17 protein-coding genes and 2 pseudogenes are annotated in these 24,811 nt (G+C 60.2%); 5 read left to right on the forward strand and 14 right to left on the reverse strand.

What is annotated here, in order from left to right; genetic code table 11:
* Positions 1–298: 298 nt before the first annotated feature.
* Both phnF and MAFF_RS35515 read left to right on the forward strand, forming a co-directional pair.
* Complete coding sequence (gene phnF, locus MAFF_RS35510) at positions 299–1,024, forward strand: phosphonate metabolism transcriptional regulator PhnF (RefSeq protein WP_048894852.1); 726 nt, start codon at positions 299–301, stop codon at positions 1,022–1,024.
* A gap of 842 nt (positions 1,025–1,866) precedes the next feature.
* Entirely contained in the window at positions 1,867–3,117 is a 1,251-nt protein-coding gene (locus MAFF_RS35515) for a glycerophosphodiester phosphodiesterase family protein (protein ID WP_010915876.1), read from the forward strand.
* Between the two features lie 143 nt (positions 3,118–3,260).
* Here the strand turns inward: MAFF_RS35515 and MAFF_RS40200 are convergent, their stop codons facing one another.
* Positions 3,261–3,581 (reverse strand): hypothetical protein, encoded by a 321-nt coding sequence (locus MAFF_RS40200; RefSeq protein ID WP_044552162.1) that lies wholly within the window; start codon positions 3,579–3,581, stop codon positions 3,261–3,263.
* Between MAFF_RS40200 and MAFF_RS41565 the strand changes: the two are divergent.
* Positions 3,501–3,890: pseudogene (locus MAFF_RS41565) on the forward strand (peptidylprolyl isomerase); the annotation flags it as partial. The gene MAFF_RS40200 and the pseudogene MAFF_RS41565 overlap by 81 nt on opposite strands.
* A gap of 76 nt (positions 3,891–3,966) precedes the next feature.
* On the opposite strand, the pseudogene MAFF_RS35530 reads toward MAFF_RS41565, so the two are convergent.
* The 11 genes and pseudogenes from MAFF_RS35530 to MAFF_RS36775 form a co-directional block, all read right to left on the reverse strand.
* Positions 3,967–4,605 (reverse strand): annotated as a pseudogene (locus tag MAFF_RS35530) (IS110 family transposase); the annotation flags it as partial.
* Between the two features lie 960 nt (positions 4,606–5,565).
* On the reverse strand, positions 5,566–6,426 hold the full coding sequence (locus tag MAFF_RS35540; protein WP_010915997.1) for a PAN domain-containing protein: 861 nt from the start codon (positions 6,424–6,426) through the stop codon (positions 5,566–5,568).
* A gap of 399 nt (positions 6,427–6,825) precedes the next feature.
* Positions 6,826–7,887, reverse strand: a complete 1,062-nt coding sequence (locus tag MAFF_RS36955) for a PAN domain-containing protein (protein WP_010915996.1) — start codon at positions 7,885–7,887, stop codon at positions 6,826–6,828.
* An 18-nt stretch (positions 7,888–7,905) separates the two neighbouring features.
* A complete protein-coding gene (locus MAFF_RS35555; protein ID WP_010915995.1) occupies positions 7,906–9,090 on the reverse strand; it encodes a glycoside hydrolase family 3 N-terminal domain-containing protein in 1,185 nt (394 codons plus the stop codon).
* Positions 9,091–9,092: 2 nt separating this feature from the next.
* Positions 9,093–9,935 carry a PAN domain-containing protein gene (locus MAFF_RS35560; protein WP_162034382.1) on the reverse strand — a complete coding sequence of 281 codons (843 nt, stop codon included), beginning with the start codon at positions 9,933–9,935 and terminating at the stop codon, positions 9,093–9,095.
* Positions 9,936–10,017: 82 nt separating this feature from the next.
* The gene (locus MAFF_RS35565) at positions 10,018–10,737 is read right to left on the reverse strand and encodes a hypothetical protein (RefSeq protein WP_157866233.1); all 720 of its coding nucleotides are present in this window, start codon (positions 10,735–10,737) and stop codon (positions 10,018–10,020) included.
* A 62-nt stretch (positions 10,738–10,799) separates the two neighbouring features.
* A complete protein-coding gene (locus MAFF_RS35570; protein ID WP_010915992.1) occupies positions 10,800–11,768 on the reverse strand; it encodes a hypothetical protein in 969 nt (322 codons plus the stop codon).
* Complete coding sequence (locus tag MAFF_RS35575; protein WP_010915991.1) at positions 11,765–14,470, reverse strand: putative virulence factor; 2,706 nt, start codon at positions 14,468–14,470, stop codon at positions 11,765–11,767. The genes MAFF_RS35570 and MAFF_RS35575 overlap by 4 nt, the downstream gene beginning before the upstream one ends.
* A gap of 15 nt (positions 14,471–14,485) precedes the next feature.
* Positions 14,486–17,611: a virulence factor SrfB gene (locus MAFF_RS35580; RefSeq protein ID WP_010915990.1), complete on the reverse strand. Its 3,126-nt coding sequence runs from the start codon at positions 17,609–17,611 to the stop codon at positions 14,486–14,488.
* A 76-nt stretch (positions 17,612–17,687) separates the two neighbouring features.
* Positions 17,688–19,013: a hypothetical protein gene (locus MAFF_RS35585; RefSeq protein ID WP_044552171.1), complete on the reverse strand. Its 1,326-nt coding sequence runs from the start codon at positions 19,011–19,013 to the stop codon at positions 17,688–17,690.
* A complete protein-coding gene (locus MAFF_RS36775; protein ID WP_010915988.1) occupies positions 19,010–20,668 on the reverse strand; it encodes a S1C family serine protease in 1,659 nt (552 codons plus the stop codon). Before MAFF_RS36775 ends, MAFF_RS35585 begins: the two co-directional genes overlap by 4 nt.
* Before the next feature lie 416 nt (positions 20,669–21,084).
* Here MAFF_RS36775 and MAFF_RS38740 point away from each other — a divergent pair, with 416 nt between their 5' ends.
* Positions 21,085–21,864, forward strand: a complete 780-nt coding sequence (locus tag MAFF_RS38740) for a PAN domain-containing protein (RefSeq protein WP_157866234.1) — start codon at positions 21,085–21,087, stop codon at positions 21,862–21,864.
* On the opposite strand, the gene MAFF_RS35600 is transcribed toward MAFF_RS38740, so the two are convergent.
* Positions 21,858–22,037 (reverse strand): hypothetical protein, encoded by a 180-nt coding sequence (locus MAFF_RS35600; RefSeq protein WP_010915772.1) that lies wholly within the window; start codon positions 22,035–22,037, stop codon positions 21,858–21,860. The two genes, MAFF_RS38740 and MAFF_RS35600, sit on opposite strands and share 7 nt — an antisense overlap.
* Positions 22,038–22,193: 156 nt before the next feature.
* Between MAFF_RS35600 and MAFF_RS35605 the strand changes: the two genes are divergently transcribed.
* Entirely contained in the window at positions 22,194–23,336 is a 1,143-nt protein-coding gene (locus MAFF_RS35605; RefSeq protein ID WP_044552341.1) for a helix-turn-helix transcriptional regulator, read from the forward strand.
* Positions 23,337–23,991: 655 nt separating this feature from the next.
* Here MAFF_RS35605 and MAFF_RS35610 read toward each other — a convergent pair.
* Positions 23,992–24,717, reverse strand: a complete 726-nt coding sequence (locus MAFF_RS35610) for an antitoxin Xre/MbcA/ParS toxin-binding domain-containing protein (protein WP_010915987.1) — start codon at positions 24,715–24,717, stop codon at positions 23,992–23,994.
* Positions 24,718–24,811 lie beyond the last annotated feature (94 nt).

A 24,811-nucleotide genomic window follows, 5' to 3' on the forward strand; every position in this document is an offset into this window, starting at 1 on the left:
GGCCGATGGGAATAAAATTGTTAGGCGGGTTAGGTCCTTCCGCGACAGCCTGTCGGCGTGGAACAACCGCTCATCGAGCTCTCCATGGATCAAGTTTTCAGCCGTCATTCTGTGAGGTTGCCGCCGGCTAGCCTCGAGGAAGACAGCTGGGCTCGGTTTGGTTGCCATGCTACGAAATCCATGGTTGTCGATTGTGCCTGCGCGGGATAAGATAGCCAAACATGTTCAGACATGTCAACATGGCGGTGCAGATCGCACAGTTTCATGACAGTGAGATGACTATTCGAAAGAGAAACGAATGAATGAGATGAGCCACGAGTTGATGAACGAGCTGCCGCGGTGGAGGCAGATCGAACTGACACTCCTGAAGGAAATCGATTCCGGCGCTTTCAGGGTTGGGCAAAAGCTGCCGGGCGAAAATGTGCTTGCGCCTCATTTTGGCGTTACCAGGACAACGGTCCGGCGGGCATTGGGAGAACTACAAAATAAGGGCGTGCTGCGTATTGAACGTGGACGTGGCGCCTTCGTAGAGCGTCGGATTCAGTACGGACTTGGCGCCGGGTCTTCCTTTATGGCTAACCTTCGCGACGCGAGCTTGGAGCCCGCGGTAGAGATTCTTGCGAAGTTTGAGGTGTCTGCCTCTACGGAAATCGCAAATCGACTGCAGATACCGATAGGTGAGCCCGTCCTCGTCATCGATACGGTTGGTAAGGCAAGCGATCTGACGATCTCAGTTTCGCGGCATCACTTGCCTTTGCGCCTTTTTCCAGATGCACTCAATCGGATCTCGAGTTTTTCCTGCATCACTGAAGTCTATCGGCTCTTTGGATACGAAAATACGCGTCGTACTCATTGTCACATAGAAGCGCGCTTGCCCTCGTCTGAAGAAGCCAGACGGCTCGAACAGCCAAAGACCGAACCCATCCTTGAAGTGGAAAGTGTGAAAATGATCGACCAAACCCCGATCGACTACAGCATCGGTCGCTTCTCAGCTGCGCGGGTCTCGGTATATTTTGATAATTGAATCGACTACTCGCCCTCCCGCAGCCAGTCGCCAGGGAAATTCAGCGTGACGGGTCGCCCGGAGTACGGCTGCTCCTCCCGCGATGTTGGTGGCGCTCCATTCTAACATCCCGACAGGAGCAGCCGCCCGCATCTGGGCCCGGGCGAGATCCCAATCACCCCATCTGTTGAAGAAGTGTCGCGCTTGGCTTTGAGCATCGCGTGCGGTCGGACTCCTTGGTTTCAATGCAGCAGGGCAACTGCCATCGGACAGAAGCCTTTGCACCACCTTGGGGAACTTCCTTGCTGACAGAGAAATGATGCCGTCGCCGCTTTCAAGCACTATGCGATCCGACCGCTGAAAAGGGTTCAACCTGCTGATCGTCAGCGTGGCCTCGGCTTGATTTTTCCGTTGAAAACCGACCCGGCGGTGAGCGTACCAGGGATTGCCGCGGGGGCACGGCCCCGACGAGGCCCACGGATACGGCACAAATAACGCGCTTCGACCTTGTCGGATTTGTTTGATCCCCGACAAAAGTATATTTGGCCATTCTCTTGTTTCGCCCTGACATAAGTAGCTGAAGAGCAGTGCGAAAATTATGTTCCGAGCCAAGTCAGGAAACTGGCATGGGTTTTGCGATTTGTGGCTGCAAGAGAGCTGCCAGCGAAGACGCAACGTTGGCCGACCCGCCGAGCTGCCAGCCTAGGAGAAACAATGTGGTGGGCAAACGTATTTCCGATCATGTACCGCCGAAATGGTGAGGGACTTCAGCTTATTTACGTCGCGTGGCATGCAACGCATCGCTGACGGAGATCCCCTTGTAGATTTCGCTCGGGTCCACTCTTAAACTGGATGTCTAACTCATGAAGCGTTACAATAATAACAAGTCGATGCTACGCACCGTAAGTAGCTTGCTGCTGCTATCGACAGACGCCGCTTTGGCACCTGAGGCGTCCGCTGCTGATGTCCCCCGGACGTGCGTATACCAGAACTACAAGATTCTCGACGTTTGGAAGAACCTCAACACCAAACGCAACATGGCGATCGTTATCGCCCATCGTGGCTGGTGGGGCGATCACAAAGGGCCGTCCAACTCCTGCGGTGCCAATGTCAGCTATGCATCCGGCCAGCCGGAGAACTCGATCGATGCCGTAATCGGCGCGCTGCACAACGGCTTCGAGGCCGTCGAAGTCGACATTAAAATGACCCGCGATGGCGTTCCCATCCTGATGCACGATTACACCCTGGGACGCACTACGGACATATATCAGGGCACCGGTCAGCCCAAGTTCGATCCCTCAGCGCAAAGCCACGACCAGCCAGAGGGTTACAACCCATACGTAAACCAGATCGACTGGTACGGCGACCTTGAGCACCACTATCTGCTCTCTCCCGACCGGAGCCGGTTGGACAGCCAGCACATTCCCACTTTCACACAGCTACTCGATAGCTACCGGAGCAAACAGACCAGCGGCATTGTTGTGCTGGACGTAAAGGACCGCGGCTCCATGCAAGAAGTTTGGCGGCTGATGAACAACCACCGGGATAGCCATGGCTCGCTGGCGCGAAACTGGGTGGCGGTGAAGTTCAACGTCTCCACCTATCCCAACCCGGCCGATCTCGAGGCGGACCTATTCAAGTACGCCGATCCGCATAACGACAACAGTCAGGAGCCGTTCCTCGGAATTCCTTTGCTGACGAACAACATGCTGGACAAATTCCACAACCTAATCGAGATCGAAAAGAACTATTTGACTAAGGACTACACGCTCGGCATGGAAGTCAACCTCAACATGAAGAACGGCCGGTTGCAGAACGCCTACAATCTGGTGGGCCAATCCCGTAAGCCGGTCGGCATCTTCAATCCCATTGCCGATCCCGGAGCGTGGGACGGCGATGGTCACAACCGCGCCTTTTTCATGAACACCGGACAGTGCTGCTACCGGCTCTGGTCGTTGGCCTTCGGGGATGGCACCGTCGACCGTTGGGATTGGTCGTTTCTTTACGGCAAAGGCTGGAAGGCCTTCGATTTCATCACAACGGATGAAGCCGGCAAGATGATCGATGATCTCGCCGCGAAGGGTCTGCGCGGAGACAAAAAGGCCATGGAATAATGCGCCGACGCACCGCCGACGACGGGCGGTGCGCCGGATTTTGTAATCAGAATCTACACGCATAAGGTCATTTTATGCCCTTCAAACGCGTCTACGCCGCCGCCCTTCTGTCCTTGCCGCTGACGACCGTCCCCCTCACGGCCCTATCCTCGGACGACGACCCCATCGTTCTTTCGATTGGCCACGAACGATGGACCGCCTCCCAGTTCCAGCGCCTCATGTTGGATACTCCGCCGCAGGTGAAGGAGGAGGCGGCTGCCGAACCTGACGTATTCGCCAAGCGCTATGCCGACATGCACCTGCTCGCGCAGCTGGCCGAATCCCGCCACCTGGACCAGGATGCGGACATTCGTCAGCGGCTCGCATGGGTCCGCGAGGGGGTCATGGCGAATGCCGCCAAGAACGACCTGTATCAGCGCACGCAAGTCGGGAATGAAGAAGTGAGGCGCTACTATGACGAGCATGTCAGTGACTTCGTGGACTATACGCTACAGCATCTGGTGATCGGCTACCACGGCGCCGAGAGCGCCAGGAACGTCGGGCGAAAGGATATGGCAGAGGACGACGCTCGGGCGGAAGCCGAGCAGCTGCGAAAGCAGCTCCTGGAGGGGGAAAACTTTGCCGAACTCGTTCAATGCTATTCGTATGACGACGACTCTAAGAGCGATGGCGGTCTGTTGCCGGAAACGGCGTCGCGCAATCTGCTGCCGGAGATCGCCCAGGGCATCGCCGATCTCAAGGAGAACGAGATCTCCCACCCTATCAAGACGCTCTATGGCTACCACTTGGTTCGTGTCATCAAGCGTTCCGACAACAGTTTCGAAGATGCACGCCGGCACATCGTGAACCTGCTAAAGAGCCAGATAGTCGATCAGCAAATCGACGCCATAATTTGGCGTCGACGTCTTTCAGATGTGTTTGCAGCTGCGCATATTCCTTGGCATGGAGCGCGAACAGCTCCCGCGCCAAATCCGGTAGCGTCTTATCTGCCGCGATACGCTCGAGCAGCGGTTCGATCTTGCACATCCCCTTGGCAGCGATCAGCCCGTATTCTGCCGCATAGCCGCGGATCGCATTGGCGAGCTGTGTGCGATTGCGGATCAGCCGGTCGCGCAGGCCAACCAGCATTAATGCCGCCTGTTGTTCAGCGGTCTTGACCGGCACAAACCGCATCGTCGGCCGGCTCATCGCTTCGCACAGCGCTTCGGCATCGGCCGCATCGTTCTTGCCGCGCTTGACGTACGGTTTGACATATTGAGGAGGGATCAGCTTCACCTCATGCCCAAACGACTGCAGCAGGCGTGCCCAGTGGTGCGAGCCCCCGCACGCTTCGATCGCAACCACTGTCGACGGCAGCTTCTCAAAGAACGCCACCACCTCCTTGCGCCGCAGTTTTTTGCGCAGCGCCGGCTCCTCAGCTGCGTTCACACCATGGAGCTGGAAGATGTGTTTTGACGTGTCGATGCCAATGCGAATAATTTGTTCCACGGACGGTCTCCCTTTGCTTGAGATCTGTAACGACCTCATTCTGGCACATCGATGCCGTGCGGGGGCCGTCCACCCCAACATCATGCGGCGGCCCTGCGCCGACCGCGAAGAGAAGCGAGTGACCCGCGGGGCGACACGGTCCGAAAAAAACGCAACAGGAGCTTGACCTCAACAACCCCAATCAGAGAAGCCTGCTAGACCTGCTGGCTCTGCTGCCTAACCAATGCCGAAAAAATCTCGGGACGAAGGCATCCCCTATTTGGGATATGCGCATCTTCGACTTCGCTAATATAGTTTGCCCGCCCGTGCGACGCATCAATTAGACTGTGCGCTCGGCCTATGACGAGCGCGTAAAGGCGCAACAAGAGGGAAGCACCATGAAACCGCAATCTGTCAGTCTCGCTCCGCCGTTGGGGTTTCTCTATCGGATAGGTCAATGCCAAAAGTGCATGCGCCAATCATTCGTTGCAGCCATGGCATTGGTGTCTGGCGCCATAGTAATCACCGCAGGGTTCGAGCGATCGTTTCCAGCGCTTACGCTGGCGGTCGTCAGCCTCGCAAGCGCGGCAACGGCTCTGTGGATTATTCACATCGTCGTCTTCGGGCTGCGGGCGGCGACTTACGCCCGCAGTCCGCGTCAGGATGAAGACGGTTTGGACAAGCCGAGAACATTCAGTCGCCGGGCCCTCATAGGCCTTTTCCTGAAAACCGTTGCGGGGGCGACGCTCGCCACAGCCCTTCCGGGACTGGCAGCAGCCATGGGCGAATGTCCCGGGAAAATGAACTGCGGCTTCTCATCCTGTGCGCAGTCGGGCCAGGTATGGTGCTGTCCGCGAGGGTATCCGATCCTCAATCTCTGCAACTGCAGCTGTTACCAGACCGTCCAGGGGGTGACTCAAGCCGGCTGCAACCAGACAGGAAGCTGTTTCACGGAGTTCTAGCCTATCCTTATGGAATAACTCAGTTCTGGCGTTTCGCGCCGCTGTCGGTGCCCCGGCTGCTGAAATATTCGCCCGGCTGGTCGAAGAGGACGCAACGCCTTTGCGAAACGGTAAATCCGAACGCCACGCACTGTTCGACGTTCCAGCATTCGTTTGCGCAAGCGTCCCGGTTCGGTGACGCCAGGACACGGAAGCCGTTTCCGGAAAAGGCCTTGCTGTTGAAGTATTCCATGTGCACGGGCGCGCCCGACGAGCTCGGCGCGCCAAGGTCTGAAACGACTCCGCTGGTGGCGCGGGCGTTCATCAGGAGCTGGCCAGTCTCGCCTTTCAGGAAGCACTTCCTGTTCCAGGCGTCATAAGTGTAGGCCCGGCAGGAGGGACCCGTAGTTCGACAAATCGCTTCGCACTGATCGGCGTCCTGTGCTGCCATGGAGGCGATCGAACCGCCCGTGAGGTCCCTGTTGAGGAAACGCGAGAAACTGACTGGGGGCGCTTGAACGGCGACCACCTCGGGCACCGGTACGGGCGGCGCAGGCGGGTTGGTCGGTGGACGGTAGCCTGGGATCAGGCTGCGGGCGCCCGCCGTGTGATCTTGGCTGTCTCTCGCGCCGACGACGGCCGAGAAGAGCCTGCAGAGGCCCCCGGGCGACGAATAGTCAAAGCCGATGCATCCGGAACGCGTGGAGCAGAGCCTCCGACAGGACTCGAGGACAGGGATGGTGACCGTCGCGCTGACGGGTCCGTTCAGCATGGTCTGCGGATAGTCGAAGAAGACGTCGGTCGACTGCGCGCCCGCTGTCCGGATTCCAGGCCAAAGAGCAGCGGCGGCAAAGGCGACGCTGAAAAGAAGCCTGGCTTGTCGGTTCTTGGTCAGTCGCATTCAAGTTGCCTTTATCGCCGAGTTGCCAGGAGGACCACAAGCAGAAGTGTCAGCCCTACGCAGAACAGGGCTTTCCATCTCCATCGGGCGACCAGTCGCATCCTCAGAAAGGGGGAACTTTCGTCATTGGTTGCAACGTCACGAGCTCGCATCCCCAAATAGATCGCGATCAGGAATAGGCTGATTGCAGCCCACCAGTGTGCGAAACTTGCATTCTCCATATGACCTAGCACCCAGCCAACGAGATTATGCCCCCCTATGAGCAGCACGAGGCTTGCAATCAATCGCGGAAAGGCCGGAACGCGGTGCGAAAGCGGGAATAGGGCCACCGTCAAGACGAGAAGGCCGACAAGGGTTTCGGATGATTTCCATTTCATGGGCTGCCCCCTTCCAAAGACTTCATTCGTAGGGGTCGGGCGCTTGGCACGTCATGTACTTCGCACTCGACCAGCCTCCCGGAACGGCTGCCCATGGATGCCCTCTCGAATCCCAGGAGAACTGGGTCACCTTGATGGACCTGGAATTCTGGAGGACCTCTCCGGTCAGATCTCCAAAGGGCCTGTTCCTGACGTTGAGCGGGGTGCCAGTCGGATCGGTGATCCAGCACACCAGGGGTGGATCACGGCGTTCCTGGGGTTTAGCCGAGGAGACCGTCACTCTGGGATTGAGCTGGCGTAGCGCGACCGTTGCGTTCAATGCCGCATCGGCGTTGCAGAACCGAAGCGTCTGGTGGCTGATGCTGGCTTCGGTGGTCCAGGGTTGGCCGCCGCAAAAGCCGCGACAGTCGGTCGACAGGCTGGTCGATACAAGCGAGCGGATGCAGCTGTCATCGTTGACGCATTGAAGGGTGACTACGTTTCGGTCGATTTCGACCGTCCCGAGCCTAGACCAATCCACCTGGAACGTTGCCTCCAGCGAAAGCGTCGTGACGATGTTAGCATCGGTGTTTCGGACAGTCTGGGTCCGTCTGTCGACGAAAGCGGCTTCGCTGTCGGTCTTTCGCCAGCCGCGGTCGAAAAGCACGCTCCACGACAGGTGCAGTTTGTTGGAGTTCTCACGCGCAGGCGCGCATTGCCAGGAGCGGCTGAGCAGCGTGGCCGCCGCGTCGTTCGGGGGCGGGTTGGACGGCGCACGGTAGCCCGGGACAACACTCCGGGTCCCGGCCGAGCGCGAGGCGTTCGCCGTCGCCCTGGCGATAGTCTTGAATAGCCTGCAGATGCCCGCCTCGTGCGAGTAATCGAATCCCAGGCAGCCCGAACGCTCGGAGCAGATCTCCTTGCAGTGCTCCAGGGGGACGGCCATGTTCGCGCTGATCTCTCCATCGAGCGTGGTCTGCGGATAGTCGAAGAACCCGCTGTCGGCCTGTGCGTCCGCAAGCCTGGCTCCAGTAGTCAGGACGGCGGCGACTGCCACCGCAAAGAGAAGTCTTGCGGTCGTGCGCGTGATGCCAAACGCCAACATGCTTCGCATGCCTGGTCGCTATCGCTCCCTCACCACGGTCGTCTCCTGGGAAACGGCCGATCCTAGCTTCCTTTTCAGGCGCATCACGTTTTCATAGGATGTCTTGATGCGATCGAGCATTTCGGGATTCCGCTGCGCTTCCTCGGAAAGGATCGCGGCCACCTTTTCCGGGATGGCCGGGTCAGGGTGTTTGTCGTTGGCGAAAATCAGGATGTCGTTGCCAGCCATGACCGCCCGGAGCACCGAGTCCTCGAAGCTGACGTTGTCGGTGATGGCCTGCATCTGCATGTCATCGCTGATGACCACGCCCTTGAAGTGCATGTTGTCGCGCAAAAGCGTGGTCAGCGTCGCACGGGACAGCGAGGCGGGGATATCGGGGGAGAAGGCCAGCTTCGCGTTTATCACGTGCGCGGCCATGACCATGTCGACGTCCCCCGACGCGATCAGGCCCTTATAAGGCAGAAGCTCCTTGTCGCTCCATGTCTTGGTGACGTCTGCAATACCCTTGTGGCTGTCCTTGGTGCTGGAGCCATGTCCAGGGAAGTGTTTCAGGGCCGTTAGCACTCCCTTCGCGCGATGCGCTTCGATAAAAGCCCTGGCGTACGCTTCAACTTTCTGCGGATCGGCGGAAAAGCTCCTGCCAAGCTTGCCGATGATGGGATTCGCCGGGTTGACGTTGAGGTCGACGACCGGGGCCAGATTGAGGTTGAATCCCAGGCTTGAGAGATCTGAAGCGAGGTCCTGGTAAACCACGCTGGCCTCGTCGGGACTCATGGTCTTTGCCACGGTCGCCTCGCTTGGCACCTCCCTGAACCCGACCTCGCCGGTAAGCCTCTGGATGCGGCCCCCCTCCTGATCGATGGCGACAAGCAGGGGGGCCGTGGCGTATTGCTGCAAACCCTTGTTCAGTTGCCGAACGGCCTCAAGGCTCGAAATGTTGCGTCCCAGATAGATGACGCCAGTTATTTCACCTGCCTCTGCCTGTTTGACGACCCGCTTGTATCCGTCGTCGTCGGGACTGTCGCCGACGAAGCCGACCAGCACCATCTGTCCGATCATTTGGCGCAGTCTGCCATCTTCGACGGCGCGGTGCAGGTTGGCCGTCCGCAGGTGGGCTTCCGGCGCCGGGTCAGCTCGCAGAGGTGCGGAAATGCCAAGGAGTGTGCATGCGGCAGCTATGAAGGTTGCGATCCACCGCGACATATTCAATTCCTTGGGCTGACGGGGCGAACGAAGTCAGGCTGGACCGTCCGGCTATTTTTCCGCGCCGAGGTCATGCCTTTTCTGCGCACCGGATAGAGGTTCGAGCTGTAGACCAGGTAGCATCGGTTCGGCCGCGCGTTGGCCCATGTGAAGCCGCCGCACTGGCCGTTCGAGCTGCATTGCTGCATGCATTCTTCATACGAGGCCGCGTATGTCTCCGCGCTGTCTCCGATGAACGCGCTCGTCGTGAAGAGTTCCCATCCTACGGTCAGGTTTGGGGGAGGGGCCGCGGGGCCAGCCTTGAAGTAGAGGCCGGACCACCCCAGCGCGTAGGTTTGCACGAAATCGAAACCCGATTTCAGGAAGCAGCGGTTGGCCTCGAGGTTATAGGTGAAGGCCCGGCACGAGTTCTGGCTGTCGCATGTCGCCCGGCAGTTTTCCGCATTGGGCGCGGGCATGCCTTTCGGGACGAGGTCGCCTCCAAAAAGGTCGACGCCGCTGTAGGCCGCGTAATACCAGGACTCGGCGTTGCGCGGATCGCTGTAGCCCGGAATCCGGTTCCGGGTGCCTGCGGTAGAGAGCGTGTTGGGCTGAGCCGAGCCGATACCGGTGAATAGGCGGCAGATATTGGTGACTGACGAATGGTCGAAGCCCGCGCAACCCGAACGTTCCCGGCAAAGTCTCCGGCAGTCGTCCAAAGGCCGTTCGAACTCCGCGCTGGTGCCTCCCTCTAGCGCTGTCCCAGGATAGTCCCAAAAATCCGGCTGGCCTTCAGCCGACACCTTTGGTGCAATCCCAGAACCTGCAAGTGTAAGGAATAGCAGCGCGACAGCGATTCCCGCCATGCGCGCGCGGCCCCGACTACTTAGCTGCATCCCCTCAATTTCCCCGATTGCCCAAATTCATCACCAATGCGCAGGCACTGGGTCAGGGGTTGATCGACCCCTCGCAGTAGGTAGTCCGAAGGAAGCTTTGGTAGGCCGCGGCATGGCTCGAATTGCTGTCGCCGACATCCTGGCAAAGTGAGGTGAGCAGCTTGCTCGCTTCCGAATTGCCTTCCAGAGCGAGCTCGAAATAGGACCTGCCAGCTTTGTTGGCGTCGGCGGCGTCCACGCGGTCCTGCGCGAACGTTCGCGGGTCGTACCAGCGTGCGATTTCGAGCTTGGCGTCCTGGTTGCCTCTCTGCATGGCGAGGTTGATCGCCTGCATGCCGACGTCGCGGTTGTGGCGATCGAAGGCCTCTTTGCTCAGGGCGAAGAGTTCGTGGCCGTCCGAGTCTGTCGGCTTGAGTTTCTCTAGCCTGGCTGCGAGTGGCGGGTTGAGTGGCTCGCGGTAGTTCGGGATCAGGCTGCGCGTCTGGGCTGTTGACCCCGTATCCTGCCGCCCCCCGGTTATGCTGGCGTACATGTGGCATTCGTTCTTCGGGGAAATGTCGACGCCCATGCAACCCGAACGCCCCACGCACAGCTTTCGGCATTCTTCGAGCGGCTTGGGAAACTCTGCGCTCGCAATCCCGAGTAGGAGCGTGTCCGGATAAATGAAGAGCTCGTCCTCCGTTGCGCTTTGGGCAGCTAATTGCCCGGATGCGCCCAGGAACGCCAACGCCGCTACGGCCCCGACGGCAAGCCACAAACCGTTCTTCCGCATTTGCCTCTGTCCTCCGATGGCTTCGCAAGCGGCGAGTTGCCGAGCCATGCCGTTCCTGGTTGTCATTCCAAGGTCCCCTCGCAATAGGTGTTCGTCAGGAACCCGTTGAACGTAGGATCCTGAGGGGAGCTTGCGTTTTTGGCACAAAGTGAACGGAGCAAATCCTTGGCTTCCGCTTTGCCCTCTATTACCAACTCGAAATAGTATCGGGCAGCCTTGTTCGCGTCAGGCCGATCCGCTTTGGCCGGATCGAAGGAGATCGGGTCGTACCAGCGCGCGATCTGGAGCTTGGCGTCCTGGTTGCCCCGTTCCATCGCAAGGTTGATCGACTGCAAGCCGATGCCTCCGTTTCCCTGGCGGTATGCGTCGCCGCTCAAGGCGAAGAGTTCGTGGCCATCCTTATCCGTGCGCTTCAGCCTTTCGAAACGCGCGGCCAAGGGCTCAGGCGGATTTATCCAGGGATCCAGCCAGCCCAGTCTGTAGCCGCCGTAGGTTCCTGCTGCAGCCAGAAGAAGGGCTAGAGGAATAACAAAATACAGGTACCGCCACCCGCTCTTTGGCTTCGCGATAGGTTGCGCAACAGGGGCTATCGGCGGCGGTGGCAATGGTGGGTCCGGAACCGGAACCCGATCGATGAAACGTTCAGGCAGAGGAGGGAGGGCCACGGGAGGAGCGGTCAGCTCTTGTGACCATCCGCCAGGTTGTGGCGTGACCGGAGGCCAGAACGCATTGCCCCAGACGTTCAGGCCATCGACTTCGATCTTCACCTGGAGATCGACCGGGATTCGGTCGCAGACTTCAGGCCCTACGACCATCGTCGTCGATCCGGTGGTCCGGTTCACGACCTCCGCCGCCACGGTAGCCGGCCGCGCCTGCCACCCGCCATCGCCCAAATACGGTGTGTCTCCCGACTTGCGCGTGATCGACAGCCGCAGCAGCCGGGAACTGCCCAATTCTTGTGGAAACACGATCAGGGCGTGCCCGAACAGGCGCGACTCATCCTCCGCTACTTTCAACGGAACCTGCATCATCGAACCGTCCTTGCAGGTTCGACTGACGGCGGCGCCGAATTGAGAGCCTCCAGGATTGCCCTCAGTCGCTCGTTCTCATCGACGTTTACCGTTATGCCTTCGCCCGAGAGGACATTGTCGGTAACGAGCTGGTTGAAGGCGTACATCCACTCTGAGAGCGCCAGGTAGGAGAAATTCCGCCGTTCCTTGGCAAGTTCGTCGCAGTTGGTGACGTTCGGCCGGCGGGCGAATACCCTGATCTCGCCGTCCTCCGTGCCGTCCGGGGCCATCGGCCGCTTCTCTTCCGGCACTCCATCGAAGCCAAGCGTGCTGACAAAACGGTTGATGCGGCTGGTCGCGAGGAAACCTGCCCTCTCGAGCAGGATGTCAGACCTCTCGACCGAACTTCCAGAGAGCTTGGCGAGATCGTCGGCAATCTGCTCCTCGACCCCGGTGCGCCGGGCCGCCGCGGCAAGCTCGGCGATCAGCTCGCCTGCCAGTTTGTGGGTAAAGCCAATGGCCTGGAGTGCGCCGTCATTCCTTGATAGCGCCAGAAGCCCGTCCAGCCAGTGGCGCATCGCCGAGTGGGCGAGGTAGGCCTCTCGGGGGAGCGCCTTTTGCGAAACCGACGGCCCGGAAGGCGCCGTGGCGGCGACTGTCTTCTTCTTGTTCCCCGGCAGGGGAGGGGCGCCGGGCCGCGGAGGCGGAGCGACGCGCTTCTTCACGACGGTATCGGCTCGACCATCCGAGGTCTCCTCGGGAGCGTTCTGGCGCTTGATGCGGTTGCCGTACTCGATGTGGAGATGCTCGGAAATCCCGTTCTGAGAAATCTGGAGCATCTTCATGGCCACGCCGAACTGCTCCCGCTCCCATGTCTCGGTGAGGCACGCAAGAATTTGGTCCGATACCTCCCGACGCTCGGCGATACGCTTGTTGATGTCGCTCTCGACGAAATAGGGAGCGAGCACGCGGCGTATCTCGTGGGCGATGTTCCCGAGGCGGCCCTGTATCTGTCCATACTTGATCTCGGGACGGCAGATCGCCGCGAGGTTTTCCGCCAGGTAACTGACGCCGCCGTCGTTCAGCCTGAGGGCTTCGTCGAACGCCTTCGCCGGATCGCGGAAATGCTGCTGGATCTCGCTGACCTGGAGATATGCCTTGCGAATGGCGGCGACCTTCTTGACCTTGTCGGGCAGAATCTCAACTTCTTCGCCGCCGCGGTACCTAATCAGGAACTCGGCCTTGAAGTTGGGATTGCGCAGCCAGTAGGTGTTGTTGAACGGCTTGCCCGGCGTCCATTCGAACGGCCACTTGTGGGCCTTCCCGAAATACCGCGTCAGTGAGGAACCCATTCGCGCGCTGAAACGGTCCGAAAGGCTCTGCCCCTCCTCGCCCGCCTTTTCGCTGAAGTGCATGTCGAACATCGTCAGCACCAGGAAAAGCGCGGTCTCGACGCGCGCCCTGTCGGCCGGGGTCTCGCCATGTGACGCCCTGATCCAGTCGTCGATCATGTCGGGAAGCGTCGCGACGTCCTGGTTCGAAGGCTTGATGCAAAGGAGCATGCTCGAGAGTTCCTGCTCGGCGACGTAGCGGTCGAACAGGTAGGCAACCTTGCCCCTGACGAAGAGGTCCTTCAGCGCCTGGGGGTTGTCGTCGAAATAGGCCTGCAGGTCCACCCTCTGGCGGCTGCGCGCACCGGGGAAGTCGAGCAGGTCCGTGTGGTCGAAGAACGGCCACGGCCGCTGCGAGATGGCGATGCGGAGTTCGGCGGCCAAGGCCGTGATGACGGGCCGCGGGAGCGACACGGCCGGACCCTTCATTGGCCGTATCAGCAGCTCCTCCTGGCCGGGTTTGCCAAGACCGAGCAAAGTCTCGACGTCGATGATGCTCCGGTCCCGGGGAACAAGCGCTTCGATGGAGCAGTAGGCGTCCTTGGCGAATCCGAGCTTCTCCAGCGCCTGCGCGAGTTCAAGGTAGACATCGGTGAATTTCCCAAAGCCGCCCCAGAGCACGGAGAAGAGTTCCGCGCGGTCCGCAATCGATAGCCGCGGCGCGAGGATCGCAGCCTCCTCCCAATAGGCGCCGAGCGTTTCGATGTTCGGCATACCGGCGAACTGCTTCTCGAAATATTCCTGGATGTCCCAGATGTCCTCCTCGACGAGTCCGCCGGTGGCAACCTGCGACGACACGCGCCTCCGCGCCGCCTCGAGGGCGGACACCACGGTCTCGGGCGCGAGCGGCGTGCGTTTCTTCGCGTCCCCGTCCAGGAAGAAGCTGTTCCCCAGAATCTTCGCGATGTCGGTTTCGCTAAGCAGGCGCAGGACGACCGGAGCGCCCGCGGGGCTGGGCTCCTCGTTGACAGAGAAGCGGGTCACCAGGCCTGTCGACTCGCGTTCGCCGCCTGGATTGATCTCGCGTATGAAGTCGACCTCCCTGCCGAGATCGCCGAAGCGCGCCATCAAGGGTGCGCTCCCATGGCGGGCAAGAACCGACACCAGATACGACTTGCCAGCCTGGCTGGGGCCGAATATGCCGACGCACATCGGGCGGTCGATCGCTTCCATCGCCTTGCGGGCCGCGACGACCGACTTCCTGAGATGCTGTTCGGCGCTGGCGCGCGTGTCGCCGACCCGCTCGGCGTTGGCGGCGGTCCCGATCCAGGCAAGGCCATCCTGCGCCGATTTCAGGGCGGTGCCGCAGCTTCTTTTCAACTCTTCACGCATTGTTCAGCCGCCATTTCACTGGATGGAGATTATGCCGGTGTCGAGCCAGTAACCGTCGCCCGTCTCGACCGCGAGCGTGTCCAGCTTCAGTTCCATCATGCGTTTCACCGGAGCGCCGTCGGCGTCTTCCGCGTCCTCGATCACGAATTCCTCACGGGTCGCCTCGCTCGACAGAAGCTCGACTTCGCTCGGATCGTCCTCGTCGGGAACCTGGACGTTTCGGGCGATGGTCACGCGCACTGGCTTGCGCATGCTTCGCGTCGAGCGCGAGGCGGCCGCCGTTAGCTTGTAGAGCGGAGTGGCCACCCATCGTTCGAGCGGCAGTTGCCTGAAGCCGATGCGGACCGGGCTGTGATAGTCGAACTCCGCCTCGGCCGACGCCTCTGCTTTATCAAGATCGATGTCTGAGAAAAGCAGAGTTTCGTCAGGAAGCGTCGCGTTGCCCTGGAGCCGCCCGATGTACCGGGCCGTCGATTTCATCCGAAGATATTTGGAATAGAGAGTGAAGTTGGTGATCTGCGCCTCGGACAGCGCGCACAGCATCGCGCCGACGACCGCCGTTGTCTTCGGGTCGTCAATATGCGTGTTGCTCACGCCCCGGAAGGGATACCAGGTGCCGACGCGATAGTCCTTGATCGGGATGACGCAGTCCGGGCGCACCGACATTTTGTTCATGAAGAGGTTTATCATGGGCGGTAGGCGCATCGGCCGCCCGGTCAGGAGCACCACGTCGGCGTCCAGGTGGTTGATCGCCTCGGCGAGGTTGTCGAACACGCCGTCGAATATCGACAGGACGCACTCCTCCACAGCTTGGGGATCGATCGCGATGTCGCAGTCGGCGATGCTGAACTGCCCTGCTTCGAGCCCTCCCATGTTTTCCTTGAGATACCCGAGTATGCGGGCGTCGACCGGGATTTCGCCGTCTCGCCCCGCCCTGCCGGCCGCCTCGAAGAAGCTGCCTGCCTTCCGGATTTCCGTCTTGTGGCTTGTCGGCGGCAGGGTCTCGCACTCGGACAGGACGCCGATGGCGATCGGCTGCAGGACCTGAAGCACGAACTGGCGGCGCAGGTGCTTTTCCTGCTCGGACATGTTCGGGTTGTCCCCGGCGAAGCGGTCCTTGAGGTAGTTGCGCGCGTTCGGCAGTCCCGCCTGGGCGAGCCCTTCCTCGAGCCTCGGGATAACGAGCCTCTCGATCACCGTCTTCAGCAGGTCGTCGCCGGCGATGCGGAATCCCTCCCTGAAGTTCTGGTCGGGATACAGCGCCACGTTGTCGGTCTGGTAGTAGGTCGTCACCATGAGGTCGGTCGTGCCGCCGCCCACGTCGACGCTGGCGATGCGCAGGGACCGCTCCGTCTTCTGCTTGGACTTGGACGCCGGAAGCGACGACGGCCGTTCCCTGTCCTTGCCGAGCACGTCGAACAGCGTCCTGATCGATCCGCCCAGCTTGTGCACGGCCTCACCGTAGAGGTAGACGAGATGGACCGAGCTTGCCTCGTCCCACTCGCACTGGATCTCCGGCCGCTGGCTGTTGATCCCCGTGCTGCTGTCGCCCCACCCGGACAGGGACCAGAGGAGCTTGACGGCGGCTTCCGCCCGTGACTTCAGGATGCGCTGTTCCTGGATCGGGATTGCGGTGGGAATCGTCAAGATGATCTTGCGAAGCCGGCGCGGAGCGTCCTTGAGCCTTCGTTCGCGGCGGGTGCCGGGATTGTTCATCATGGACATCGCCTGCGCGATGATCTCCACGAGCATGAACGTGAAGAAGGACGACCTTGAGAAGCAGAAGCGGCTCGCCGTCTCCAAATCGCCCTCCTTGACCTTCACTTTGAACTTGCGCCTGTCCTCCTCGATCTGCTGGAGAACGTCGCCACGGTTGTTCACGAAACGGTACATGGAGCGCTCGATCAGCGGTTCTGTTCCCGAATCGCTATGCGATGCCGAGCGGAACCGCCACTCCTGCAGGACAGGATCGGAACTCCAGAGATACCGTTTCGGCGAGGAAAGCCCGGTCGCTGCCTCGGTGCCTTCCGATTCACCGCGCAGGCGCGATGCCTCCGGGCCGATGCGGAGCAGGCTTGGCCAGAAGAACGCCCGGGGACGGCCAGACCGCCTGGCGATGTCTTCCGCTCCGAATTCCGCGGCCACCAGCTCGCATTGGCTTTCGAACGGATCGCGGTAGACAAGCTCGGGCTTCGAGAGATCCCGCAGTTCCAGGACGACGGAGTTGTTGAGGTCGACGTTCACGTCGTCAGGGAACGACTGGATCAGCAACCCGCACGACCGCGAGTTTCCCAGGTCAAGCACGAGATCCACGTCGACAGGCTGGACGTTCCTGTTGTCGCTGATGGTGTCGACAAGCGTGACACGAACCGGGCTGATCACGCTGGCGAGGAACTGGACGAAGGTGATGTACCGGGCGAGATGCTCGAACTGGTAGGGAAAATCTTCCGGGCGAAGCTCCTTGCCCTTCCTCTGTTGCTTCTTGAAAGAATGGAGAATGTCCTTCAGCCATTCGTCCAGCCACTTCTGCGCGTCAACCGGGCCTTGCCCTTGAACCTCGATCTTGTGGGACAGGAACGAGATGACGTCGGGGAGCCGGCTGACGAACCGGAATGATTCCGTCCGCATCGCGTCTTCCGGACAGGGCGCGAGGTAGGGACGGTTGGGCTTCCGGGGGGCAAGCGAGCTGTCGAAGGCAAAAATCGCCCGATGCGTTCCTTTCCGGTCGCCGTGGGCGTTCCTGGTCTCCGTCACCCTTACCCGGACCCAGTCGGTTGGTCCCTGCGCGTATATTTCGTTGCCCAGGTCGTCCTTGCCGGGCTCGATCTTGAAGAACGGCATTGGGACCCAGCGGTCGAGGAAGGTATTGAGCGCCACGGACTTGTTGATGTCGTACGCCTCGTCGTTGCCTTTCGCAGGATAGGGCGGCTGGTCGGAATCCGGATCGTCATCGCTCCAGTTGGGCAGAAGGCGGATGACGGCCTTTCCGTCCGAACCTGTTTCGGCTGGCGACGTCCGTTCGACGAACGACCGGGAGAGGCGGGGGGACGCGTCGAGGTCGAACCCGAACTCGACGAACTGGATGCCGCTGTCAGGCACCAGCGTGAAGCCGTCGCTGAAATCGGCGAGGTTGGTCAGCACGCAGCCACCCCCTCTGTTCCGCGAGTTACGTCCCAGGTCTTATGTCGAAGTGGAATGTCAAACATATCGATACCAACTACTGCTTGCATTCTGATTTCTTCTTGCATGCGTGAACGTCTGCGGTCATAAAATTGCACTCCGGCAGAGGGTCCCCTAGATTCCACTTTATTGATTTCTGCTTCCCGTCCCCGCCTGTGGCAGACGAAGCGCTGCCAAGACAGACTTTTTCTTTATCGTTGTACCTAAAACGTATCTCAAACGGGATCTCTTTAGTAGGGTTTCCTTCCAGATCGATGCTTGTAGGATTCACTTCAAATACATAAGACCCGGCCGGAATGTCCTTCTGCCAAAATATGTTCTCGACTGGCTCAGAACTTACGTTCTCTCTGCGAAACCTGTTTGAATCGACGTCTTTTATGCCGTCACCGCAAATCCCGGGGCCCTTGTCGTTCCAGCCAAGAGTTCCGCCAGGGCATTCAGCGATCAGATCAAGGTCGTCACGCGTGTGCCACGTCAATGTCACTTGCAGCTTCCCGGTTTGCCCTTTTCTGTCGTCCAGCTTCTTATCCATGTCTTTCGACACGTCCGACTGAGGCGGCGTCCGTACGCACGAGTTCAGGTGCCGCCGGAGCTGCTCTTCGAGTACTGCGGCTTCAGCCATCAGCTCCTGTGTGTGCAGGCTTTCCTGGTCAACCGTCGGCGGCGGCGCCACAAGGGCGCAGTAAGCGCCTCCTCCTTTTCCAAAAGCCGTGAGGCCAAATGGGAGGGACACGCCGCATGCCGGCAACAGCAGCCAGGCGGTGGCTCCGGCGAGCGCTATGGGGATGAGCCACAGAAGGCTGGCGGCCAGCCACCTCCAGGAGCGGCCGCCTGGCCGGGCCGGAGGCGGCTTGATGTTGTCGGCTATCGGTATTCTATCGGTTTTCCCGGATATCTCTCCTCCGCCGCTCGTCTCTGCGTCGTGCCTTTCGTACCCCCATGCCGTCAGGACGAGCATTCCGTCGCCCCTGCCTGAACCGCCCGAGATCCAAACGTTCTCGTCTCCCGGGAACGTCACCGCGTTGCGAAGCGCCGTGGCCGTGGACCTTGCGGTGGTGTCGCCGCGGCTATCGTGCGCGGCGGCTGCACGAAGGACCGCTTGGACGGAATGTTGGAGACGCGCTTTGTAGAAATCGGCCGTTTCGGCAGGGAGGTCTGTCAATCGGACAAGCGGATCTTCGCGCTCCGTATACCAGTCGATCCCCGTTCCGTCCTTGCGAGGCACCGGCTCTGCCAGTTCCAGCCCGATCCCGTTGGGGAATTCCCGGCTGAGGAGCGCCTGCATCCTATGGACCGAACGTTCTGCGGTGGACCCGAGGGAACGCATGAGGCTGAGCGTGGTGGTGGCGACGAACTGGCTCATTTGGCGGGTCCCGGCTGCCCTGGCGTCGGGGCCGCGGCTGGGACGCACGGCTTGTCAGTCGTGGTTACCGTCACGCCGTTTGACGACAGGAAGCGGATTGCGTCGCGAGCGCTGAGGGAGAAGTTCAGCTTCTGTGCGTTCTCTCCGTCGAGGATTATGAAGGTGTTCACCCCGACCGCTCGGCCGCAAGCGTCCGAAAGCGGGCCTCCGCTGTTGCCGCGCGAAATATTCGCGGAATGGGTAATGACTTTCGTCGCGCCGTCCTGGGGCATGGCCATCACGTTGCCTTGCGTGACCACCATCTCGAGATTGCCAATGCCGCTTGTGTCGCCGTTGATGATGTCCCGGTAGGTTTTGTCCATGGACATCACGAAGCCTGGAAATCCACCCGCAATGACGCTGTCCAGCCTTCCGATTCCGGTCGAAAGTTGTAGGGCCGTCACGCCGCTGGGCGCGTCGTCCACGCGCAGGAGCGCGAAGTCCGGGTCTCCGGTCGCGCTTGCGGCGGCTTTCGCGACGACATGCGCGGGAACCGCGCGCCCAAGCGCCTTGCTCGCGACGAACACCGTGTCGCCAGCGCCCTCGACGACATGGTTGTTGGTGAGGATGTCTCGTGGGCCGACGAAGAATCCGCTTCCGGTACTGAGCGAGTTCCCGGTGAGAGGCGCAAGCACCAGGACCGTGGCCGAGTCAAGGGAGGCTAGAAGGGCTTGTGGTGAACCGGGCGGGGGAGGCGGCCCGACGGCGGCGCCGGGCTTTTGGGGGTCCAGAATCTGGGGGCCAAGCACTGATGCGTCCGCATTGCATGCGGCCTTTGCGAGTTCCGCTTTGATTTTGCCGATCCGCGCTTCGAGGCTTCGGTTGATCTCCGCGTTGTCCACCAAAGAAGGCGGCTGCGGCGGTTGAAGCGCCTCAGGATAAAGCAGGTTGCCCGGCCATGCCGCGTAGATCAGGCAAGCCGCGAATACAAGCGCTATCGCCAGGACAGGCCAAAGCGAAATCCGTCTGGTTTTTGCCGAAGTCATCGGTTGAGACACCGGGGAGGAGCTTACGGGCTTGGAGGGCTCGGCACGCTCCGGTGCAGACACCACCCTTGCCGTCCCGAGAGCGGCGCCGCCAATCGTCCACGTCTGGCCGGGCACTCGGGGCGATATTCCGGACGGAAGGTAGGAGGCTATAGTCCTCTCACTGTGCCGGACGAAAGCGGCGGGGGAGGAGCGGGCCTCTTCAGGCAGCATTCCCCAGTTCGTGAGGACAGCATTTTCGCCGACGGCCACGATCGAGCTGTCGTCGGCGACATTGAGCATCGCGGCGACGGTCTCGCCGATTTCCCGGTCCGCCAGCGCCGGGCGAAGGGCCTCGAACCGTGCGGCCAGGCTCGACAGGACCCGCGACCGCATACCTCGGTCGAGCATATCCAGCTGCTTCGGTTCGTCGTCGAATGCACCGAACCAGGCCACGACCAGGCGGCCGTCGTCCTGCTCCTTGACGTTCGGTTCGGCGAACAGCCGCGACGCGTCATCCCCGCACAGTTTTTCTATGCGGGCGAACGTCGCATCGCAGTCACGCCATAGCGACTTCCCGTCAACAGCCAATACGTCGACGGATCGCGCTTGCGTCGATCGAATGAAGTGGACGTTGCCCCCTCCAGCCATCCAGTCTTCCCCGGCCGCGCCTACTTGCCGTCAACTATGCGCGGCATCCCCGACGGCCATACTTCGACGGAACCAAACTCTGAGTCAACAAGCGCTTAGTGGATTTGGCAGCCATGCTTAACCTGATGGGGCGGACGTCATATTTGCTTGCGTTCGTCAGTCTAGCCCAGGTTCGTATGAATTTTACTTTGCCACATACCCTATTTGGGGGATCAAGCGGCATACGCTGCAGAAATATGATTGCCTGCGTCGTATTGCCCCGCGTGAACAAATTGCCGACGACTGGATGGTGCATTCAAGCCGGCCATATGCTTTGGCGGCCTTGCCATGAGGCTTCTGGCCTGCTCATCTCTGGCAAATCGGGTCGGAACCCACCAGCGCCGATCCGACGACAGGCACATATGCCGGGGGGACACATGTTTGCCTATCCTGTTCGCGCCAGAACCGCCGGGTTCGTAATCGGGGCCTTGAGTGCATTGCTGGCGTTGGGAATTCAACGGACAAACGGGCAGGCGACTGCCGAACTTTTCGATTATCCTGGGACCGCTCTGAAGGGGACGGCCTCGGCGCAGATAGTCGTTCCATTGCAAGAATGCCATTCAATCTGTACTTCGCGTTCGGGGTGCGTCGGGTTTGACCGTCGGTCTGACACTGGCGTTTGCAGGCTGTTCGCCAGTGTGGACTCCGCCTACGACAGCCCGACGTTCATGGCGGGAACGCGAAGCCTGCTTCCTGCCTATCGCCCGCCTTCAAATCCGCCCGCACAACCTCCGGCCGTGGTACCTCGAACCGAACCAGCCTTGCCGGAGCCACCGGATGTCAGCGGCCGCAAGGTCCAATATCGGACCATTCCGGGAGATCCGCGCCCGATCGGATGGGTCTACATCAATGTCTGCACCGGAGCGCCTGTGGACGCGACTTCCTTGCGCGCCTCGGTCAACGATTTCGTTTTCGAGTCATTGCGGCTCATCCCTGGAAGGATCGAGCACTTTGACAGGAGCACGACGCCGCAATGCGCGAGCGTCCCCAAGGCTATTGGCTATTCGTCAGCGAATGCGCAGGAGTGGAGAATTGGAGCCGCGCTACAGGAGATGGGTCCGATCCTTCGGCCGTTGGGTATCGGAACGCGCGCGGATGGCAAGGCGCGGGATCAGTCGGACCGTTACCGTATCGACATATGGCTCAGCCATCAGTGAGAGTTCGCCTTAAGCCGCGGCTTTCGAACAATCAGATAGATTGGAAGGGCGACGATCATCACCAGAATGGTGGAAATCCCCCAAAACCTTCCGTTCATTCCGCGACTATTGGCATCGCTGGTCACCCAGGCGCCGATCGCTGCGGCAATGATGAAACCAATAATATAGTCCATTTTATCTTCTCCGATTACGGACTCAAGTTGCCATTGTCCCGTTCATCAAGGCTGTTCTCAATATCGCGCAGCAGTAATGTTTGTGTGGTGAGGTCAGCATGGATGCGCTAGGAAGACAGCGCATTCCCCAAACGGGGTATGATACGGGAGCGCGAGATGCTGCATGATGAGCAAAACGAGGCCATCATCGACCGCCTGTACGAAGCCGCCACGATTCCTGAAAAATGGGGCGGCAGGGGTGTTTTGGAGACCTTGGCCCACCTCTGTGGCTGCACCGACGGCGCAATCATGTCAGTTCGCGATCACACTCTCGCAGGATGGACTGCCAATGAGAACGCTTTCCCAAAACTGGTAGTCTATCTGCGGGACAACTGGCTCGCCAAGAATCCGTACGTCCAAAGCGCCGAGCGCCTGCGTCGGTTTTCACAACCGCGCTTTGTTCTCGACACTGAGGTGATGTCGGCCAGAGAGATGGAGGAAAGCCACTACTACCAAAATTTCATGCGGCCATACGGCATGTACTGGCACGCCGGAACCAACATAATGTCGCCCAATGGCGATACGGTGAAATTTTCGATCCATAGGAGCTTTGACGCGGGACCGTTAGACCCGTCACTTGTCGACAGGCTTACTTGGTTGAGGCCGCATATCGCTCGGGCTTGCACTCTGACCGCAAGGTTGAGATTCGCGCAGCTTCACGCCGCGGTCGAAGTGCTCAATTCCGTTGGACTGCCGGCTGCTGCGCTGAGAGATGGCCGATTGGTATTGGCAAACAGCCTTTTCGAAAAACTGGTGCCCGACGTCGCCAAAGATCGGCGCAGTCGCCTGACGTTCCAGCAGGCGTCGGCCGACAAGAGGTGGGCCAGCATCCTGGACAAGCCGGCAGCATTTCGGAACGGAACGTTTCCCATCGCCTCAACCGAAGAGCACCCGATGTTCATCGTGCATGTCCTTCCTGTGGCCGGGGCCGGAAGGGACATATTCCCAGTCGCGGACTCCTTGATGATATTCGCGTCAAGCCAGACAAGCCAAAAGATAGCGCCCGAAATCCTGCTCAGCCTCTTCGATTTCACGCCGGCGGAGATTTCCATTACGAACAGCATACTGTCGGGCGCATCGCTTGAAGAAATCGCGCGGGCGCGGCGGGTCTCGATCGATACCGTGCGCGTGCAGCTCAAGGCGATTTTCGCCAAGACCGGAACACATAGGCAGACCGAGCTGGTAAAGCTTCTCGGTGGCGTGGCAAGTGCATCCAACATCATCGATCGCGTGCCTTCCGATGAGCGGCGCTCGCATTGATCAGGCACGCCAATCAGGCTTTTGCATTGGCGCTGGAATTGTCGTGACAAGCAAATCTGGTGCTAGGCGCACGAGTTCATGCAAACGTTATAGTTGTTTTCGCAATTCGGCGCCCCGACCGCCTTGCAATGTCGATACACTATCTCGCAACCCTTTGTGCACTGGCTCACGTGATGAAGGAGCCTGTTCGACGGAGTCAGGTGCAAGTGCTTGAGCGTTCCGGTCATGAGCGGAAGGTTTATGTAGGTAATCGCTGGAACGTCGACATTTCTTGACTGGGTTTCTGGTCCAGCGCTTGCCTGATGCGGAAGGCTCAGCGCTGAAAGTGCGATTATGACTGGGAGTATCTTCATTTTCCGTCCCCTTTAGGTGGCGTGCGATGACCTTAGAGGACGGTAGTTTGGGTTCTTGTGTCGGCCTGCACATCACCCATTTGGGATAAGTCGGAAATGTCCCGCCGGAGACATTCAGCCGGGCGCGCTCAAGGAACTTGCCTCGAACTTCAAGCGGGATTTTTACCAGAGAAGGGGTTGGATGCATGGGCTACTTTTGCGGCCCTCGCCCCGGCTGCCTACTTTGGGCCGGCGGCGACGCCGGGTCCCCGCGATTTTTTCGAGCGGCGGTTCAAGTTCGACGCTGAAACAGGCTGTTGGTCTTACGTCGGCGCTGCTCGAGGGGGTGGCTGAAGAGTGCATACGACTTGCGCCACGTCCTCGATCAAGTCCTCGCGGAGCATTTCTATGGGAATCCGGCCATCGAGTTCTGGACAGGGCCGTGTTAACCACAACCAGGCAAGTCTTGGATTTGAAATCGCAGCCAACACCTCCCTTATGCCCAGGGCTGGCCTGCCGTCGACGAACTGGGCGAGCGGGAAGACATGTTTGCGACCGCCCTTGCGCAGCGCCACAACTTCGCCCCGTCGCTGCCAGCGATGCAGCGTCGAGCGAGGGATGCGGAATTTCTCCTCCAGATAGGTCGACCCGGCAACCTCTCCTGCCCAGTCCTCGATGAGCACCGCCTGGAGGTCGGAGGCGCGATCGGCAATGTGTCTGGATACAGGCATCCCATCTGTCGGTGCGGTCCTGTCACAGGCGCAGTCGGACGCAGCATCGCTGCGGGAGATCCTTTTCGTCATCATGCCGAAGAACTCCGAGGTGAGCGCGGGCAAGTCGCCTCCGAAAGAGCCGATCGCGAGCCGCTGTGCGTGTGGCAGGAAGGGAAGGGCGGCAGCAACGCTCCCGGCGATCATGCTGGTGGAAACTAGCGCTTCTGCGTCCAGAAAGAAGCCGTGCTGCATCAATGCCTGTTGTACCGCCTGGGCCACCAATCCGGCCAAGGCTTCCTGGGAAATGCCATCCAGTGGGTCTTGCAATCTGGTCATTCATCCGCCGTGCCGGCCGCGTGCCTTCCCTAGCCGGAGCCGGTTACCGAATGACGACAAGCGATGTTGGCATCGCAGTGGCAAAGGATACGAC

The organism is Mesorhizobium japonicum MAFF 303099 (assembly GCF_000009625.1).
GTDB lineage: Bacteria > Pseudomonadota > Alphaproteobacteria > Rhizobiales > Rhizobiaceae > Mesorhizobium > Mesorhizobium japonicum.

Bases quoted from the DNA above. Each gene is read 5' to 3' on its own strand.
- MAFF_RS38740 (WP_157866234.1), top strand. From the start codon at position 21,085: ATGTTTGCCTATCCTGTTCGCGCCAGAACCGCCGGGTTCGTAATCGGG.
- phnF (WP_048894852.1), top strand. From the start codon at position 299: ATGAATGAGATGAGCCACGAGTTGATGAACGAGCTGCCGCGGTGGAGG.
- MAFF_RS35570 (WP_010915992.1), bottom strand. From the start codon at position 11,768: ATGATGCAGGTTCCGTTGAAAGTAGCGGAGGATGAGTCGCGCCTGTTC.
- MAFF_RS35600 (WP_010915772.1), bottom strand. From the start codon at position 22,037: ATGGACTATATTATTGGTTTCATCATTGCCGCAGCGATCGGCGCCTGG.
- MAFF_RS35560 (WP_162034382.1), bottom strand. From the start codon at position 9,935: ATGGCGGGAATCGCTGTCGCGCTGCTATTCCTTACACTTGCAGGTTCT.
- MAFF_RS35555 (WP_010915995.1), bottom strand. From the start codon at position 9,090: ATGTCGCGGTGGATCGCAACCTTCATAGCTGCCGCATGCACACTCCTT.
- MAFF_RS35515 (WP_010915876.1), top strand. From the start codon at position 1,867: ATGAAGCGTTACAATAATAACAAGTCGATGCTACGCACCGTAAGTAGC.
- MAFF_RS35575 (WP_010915991.1), bottom strand. From the start codon at position 14,470: ATGCGTGAAGAGTTGAAAAGAAGCTGCGGCACCGCCCTGAAATCGGCG.
- MAFF_RS40200 (WP_044552162.1), bottom strand. From the start codon at position 3,581: ATGCTCGTCATAGTAGCGCCTCACTTCTTCATTCCCGACTTGCGTGCG.
- MAFF_RS35610 (WP_010915987.1), bottom strand. From the start codon at position 24,717: ATGACCAGATTGCAAGACCCACTGGATGGCATTTCCCAGGAAGCCTTG.
- MAFF_RS36955 (WP_010915996.1), bottom strand. From the start codon at position 7,887: ATGTTGGCGTTTGGCATCACGCGCACGACCGCAAGACTTCTCTTTGCG.
- MAFF_RS35565 (WP_157866233.1), bottom strand. From the start codon at position 10,737: ATGCGGAAGAACGGTTTGTGGCTTGCCGTCGGGGCCGTAGCGGCGTTG.
- MAFF_RS35605 (WP_044552341.1), top strand. From the start codon at position 22,194: ATGCTGCATGATGAGCAAAACGAGGCCATCATCGACCGCCTGTACGAA.
- MAFF_RS35585 (WP_044552171.1), bottom strand. From the start codon at position 19,013: ATGAGCCAGTTCGTCGCCACCACCACGCTCAGCCTCATGCGTTCCCTC.
- MAFF_RS35540 (WP_010915997.1), bottom strand. From the start codon at position 6,426: ATGCGACTGACCAAGAACCGACAAGCCAGGCTTCTTTTCAGCGTCGCC.
- MAFF_RS36775 (WP_010915988.1), bottom strand. From the start codon at position 20,668: ATGGCTGGAGGGGGCAACGTCCACTTCATTCGATCGACGCAAGCGCGA.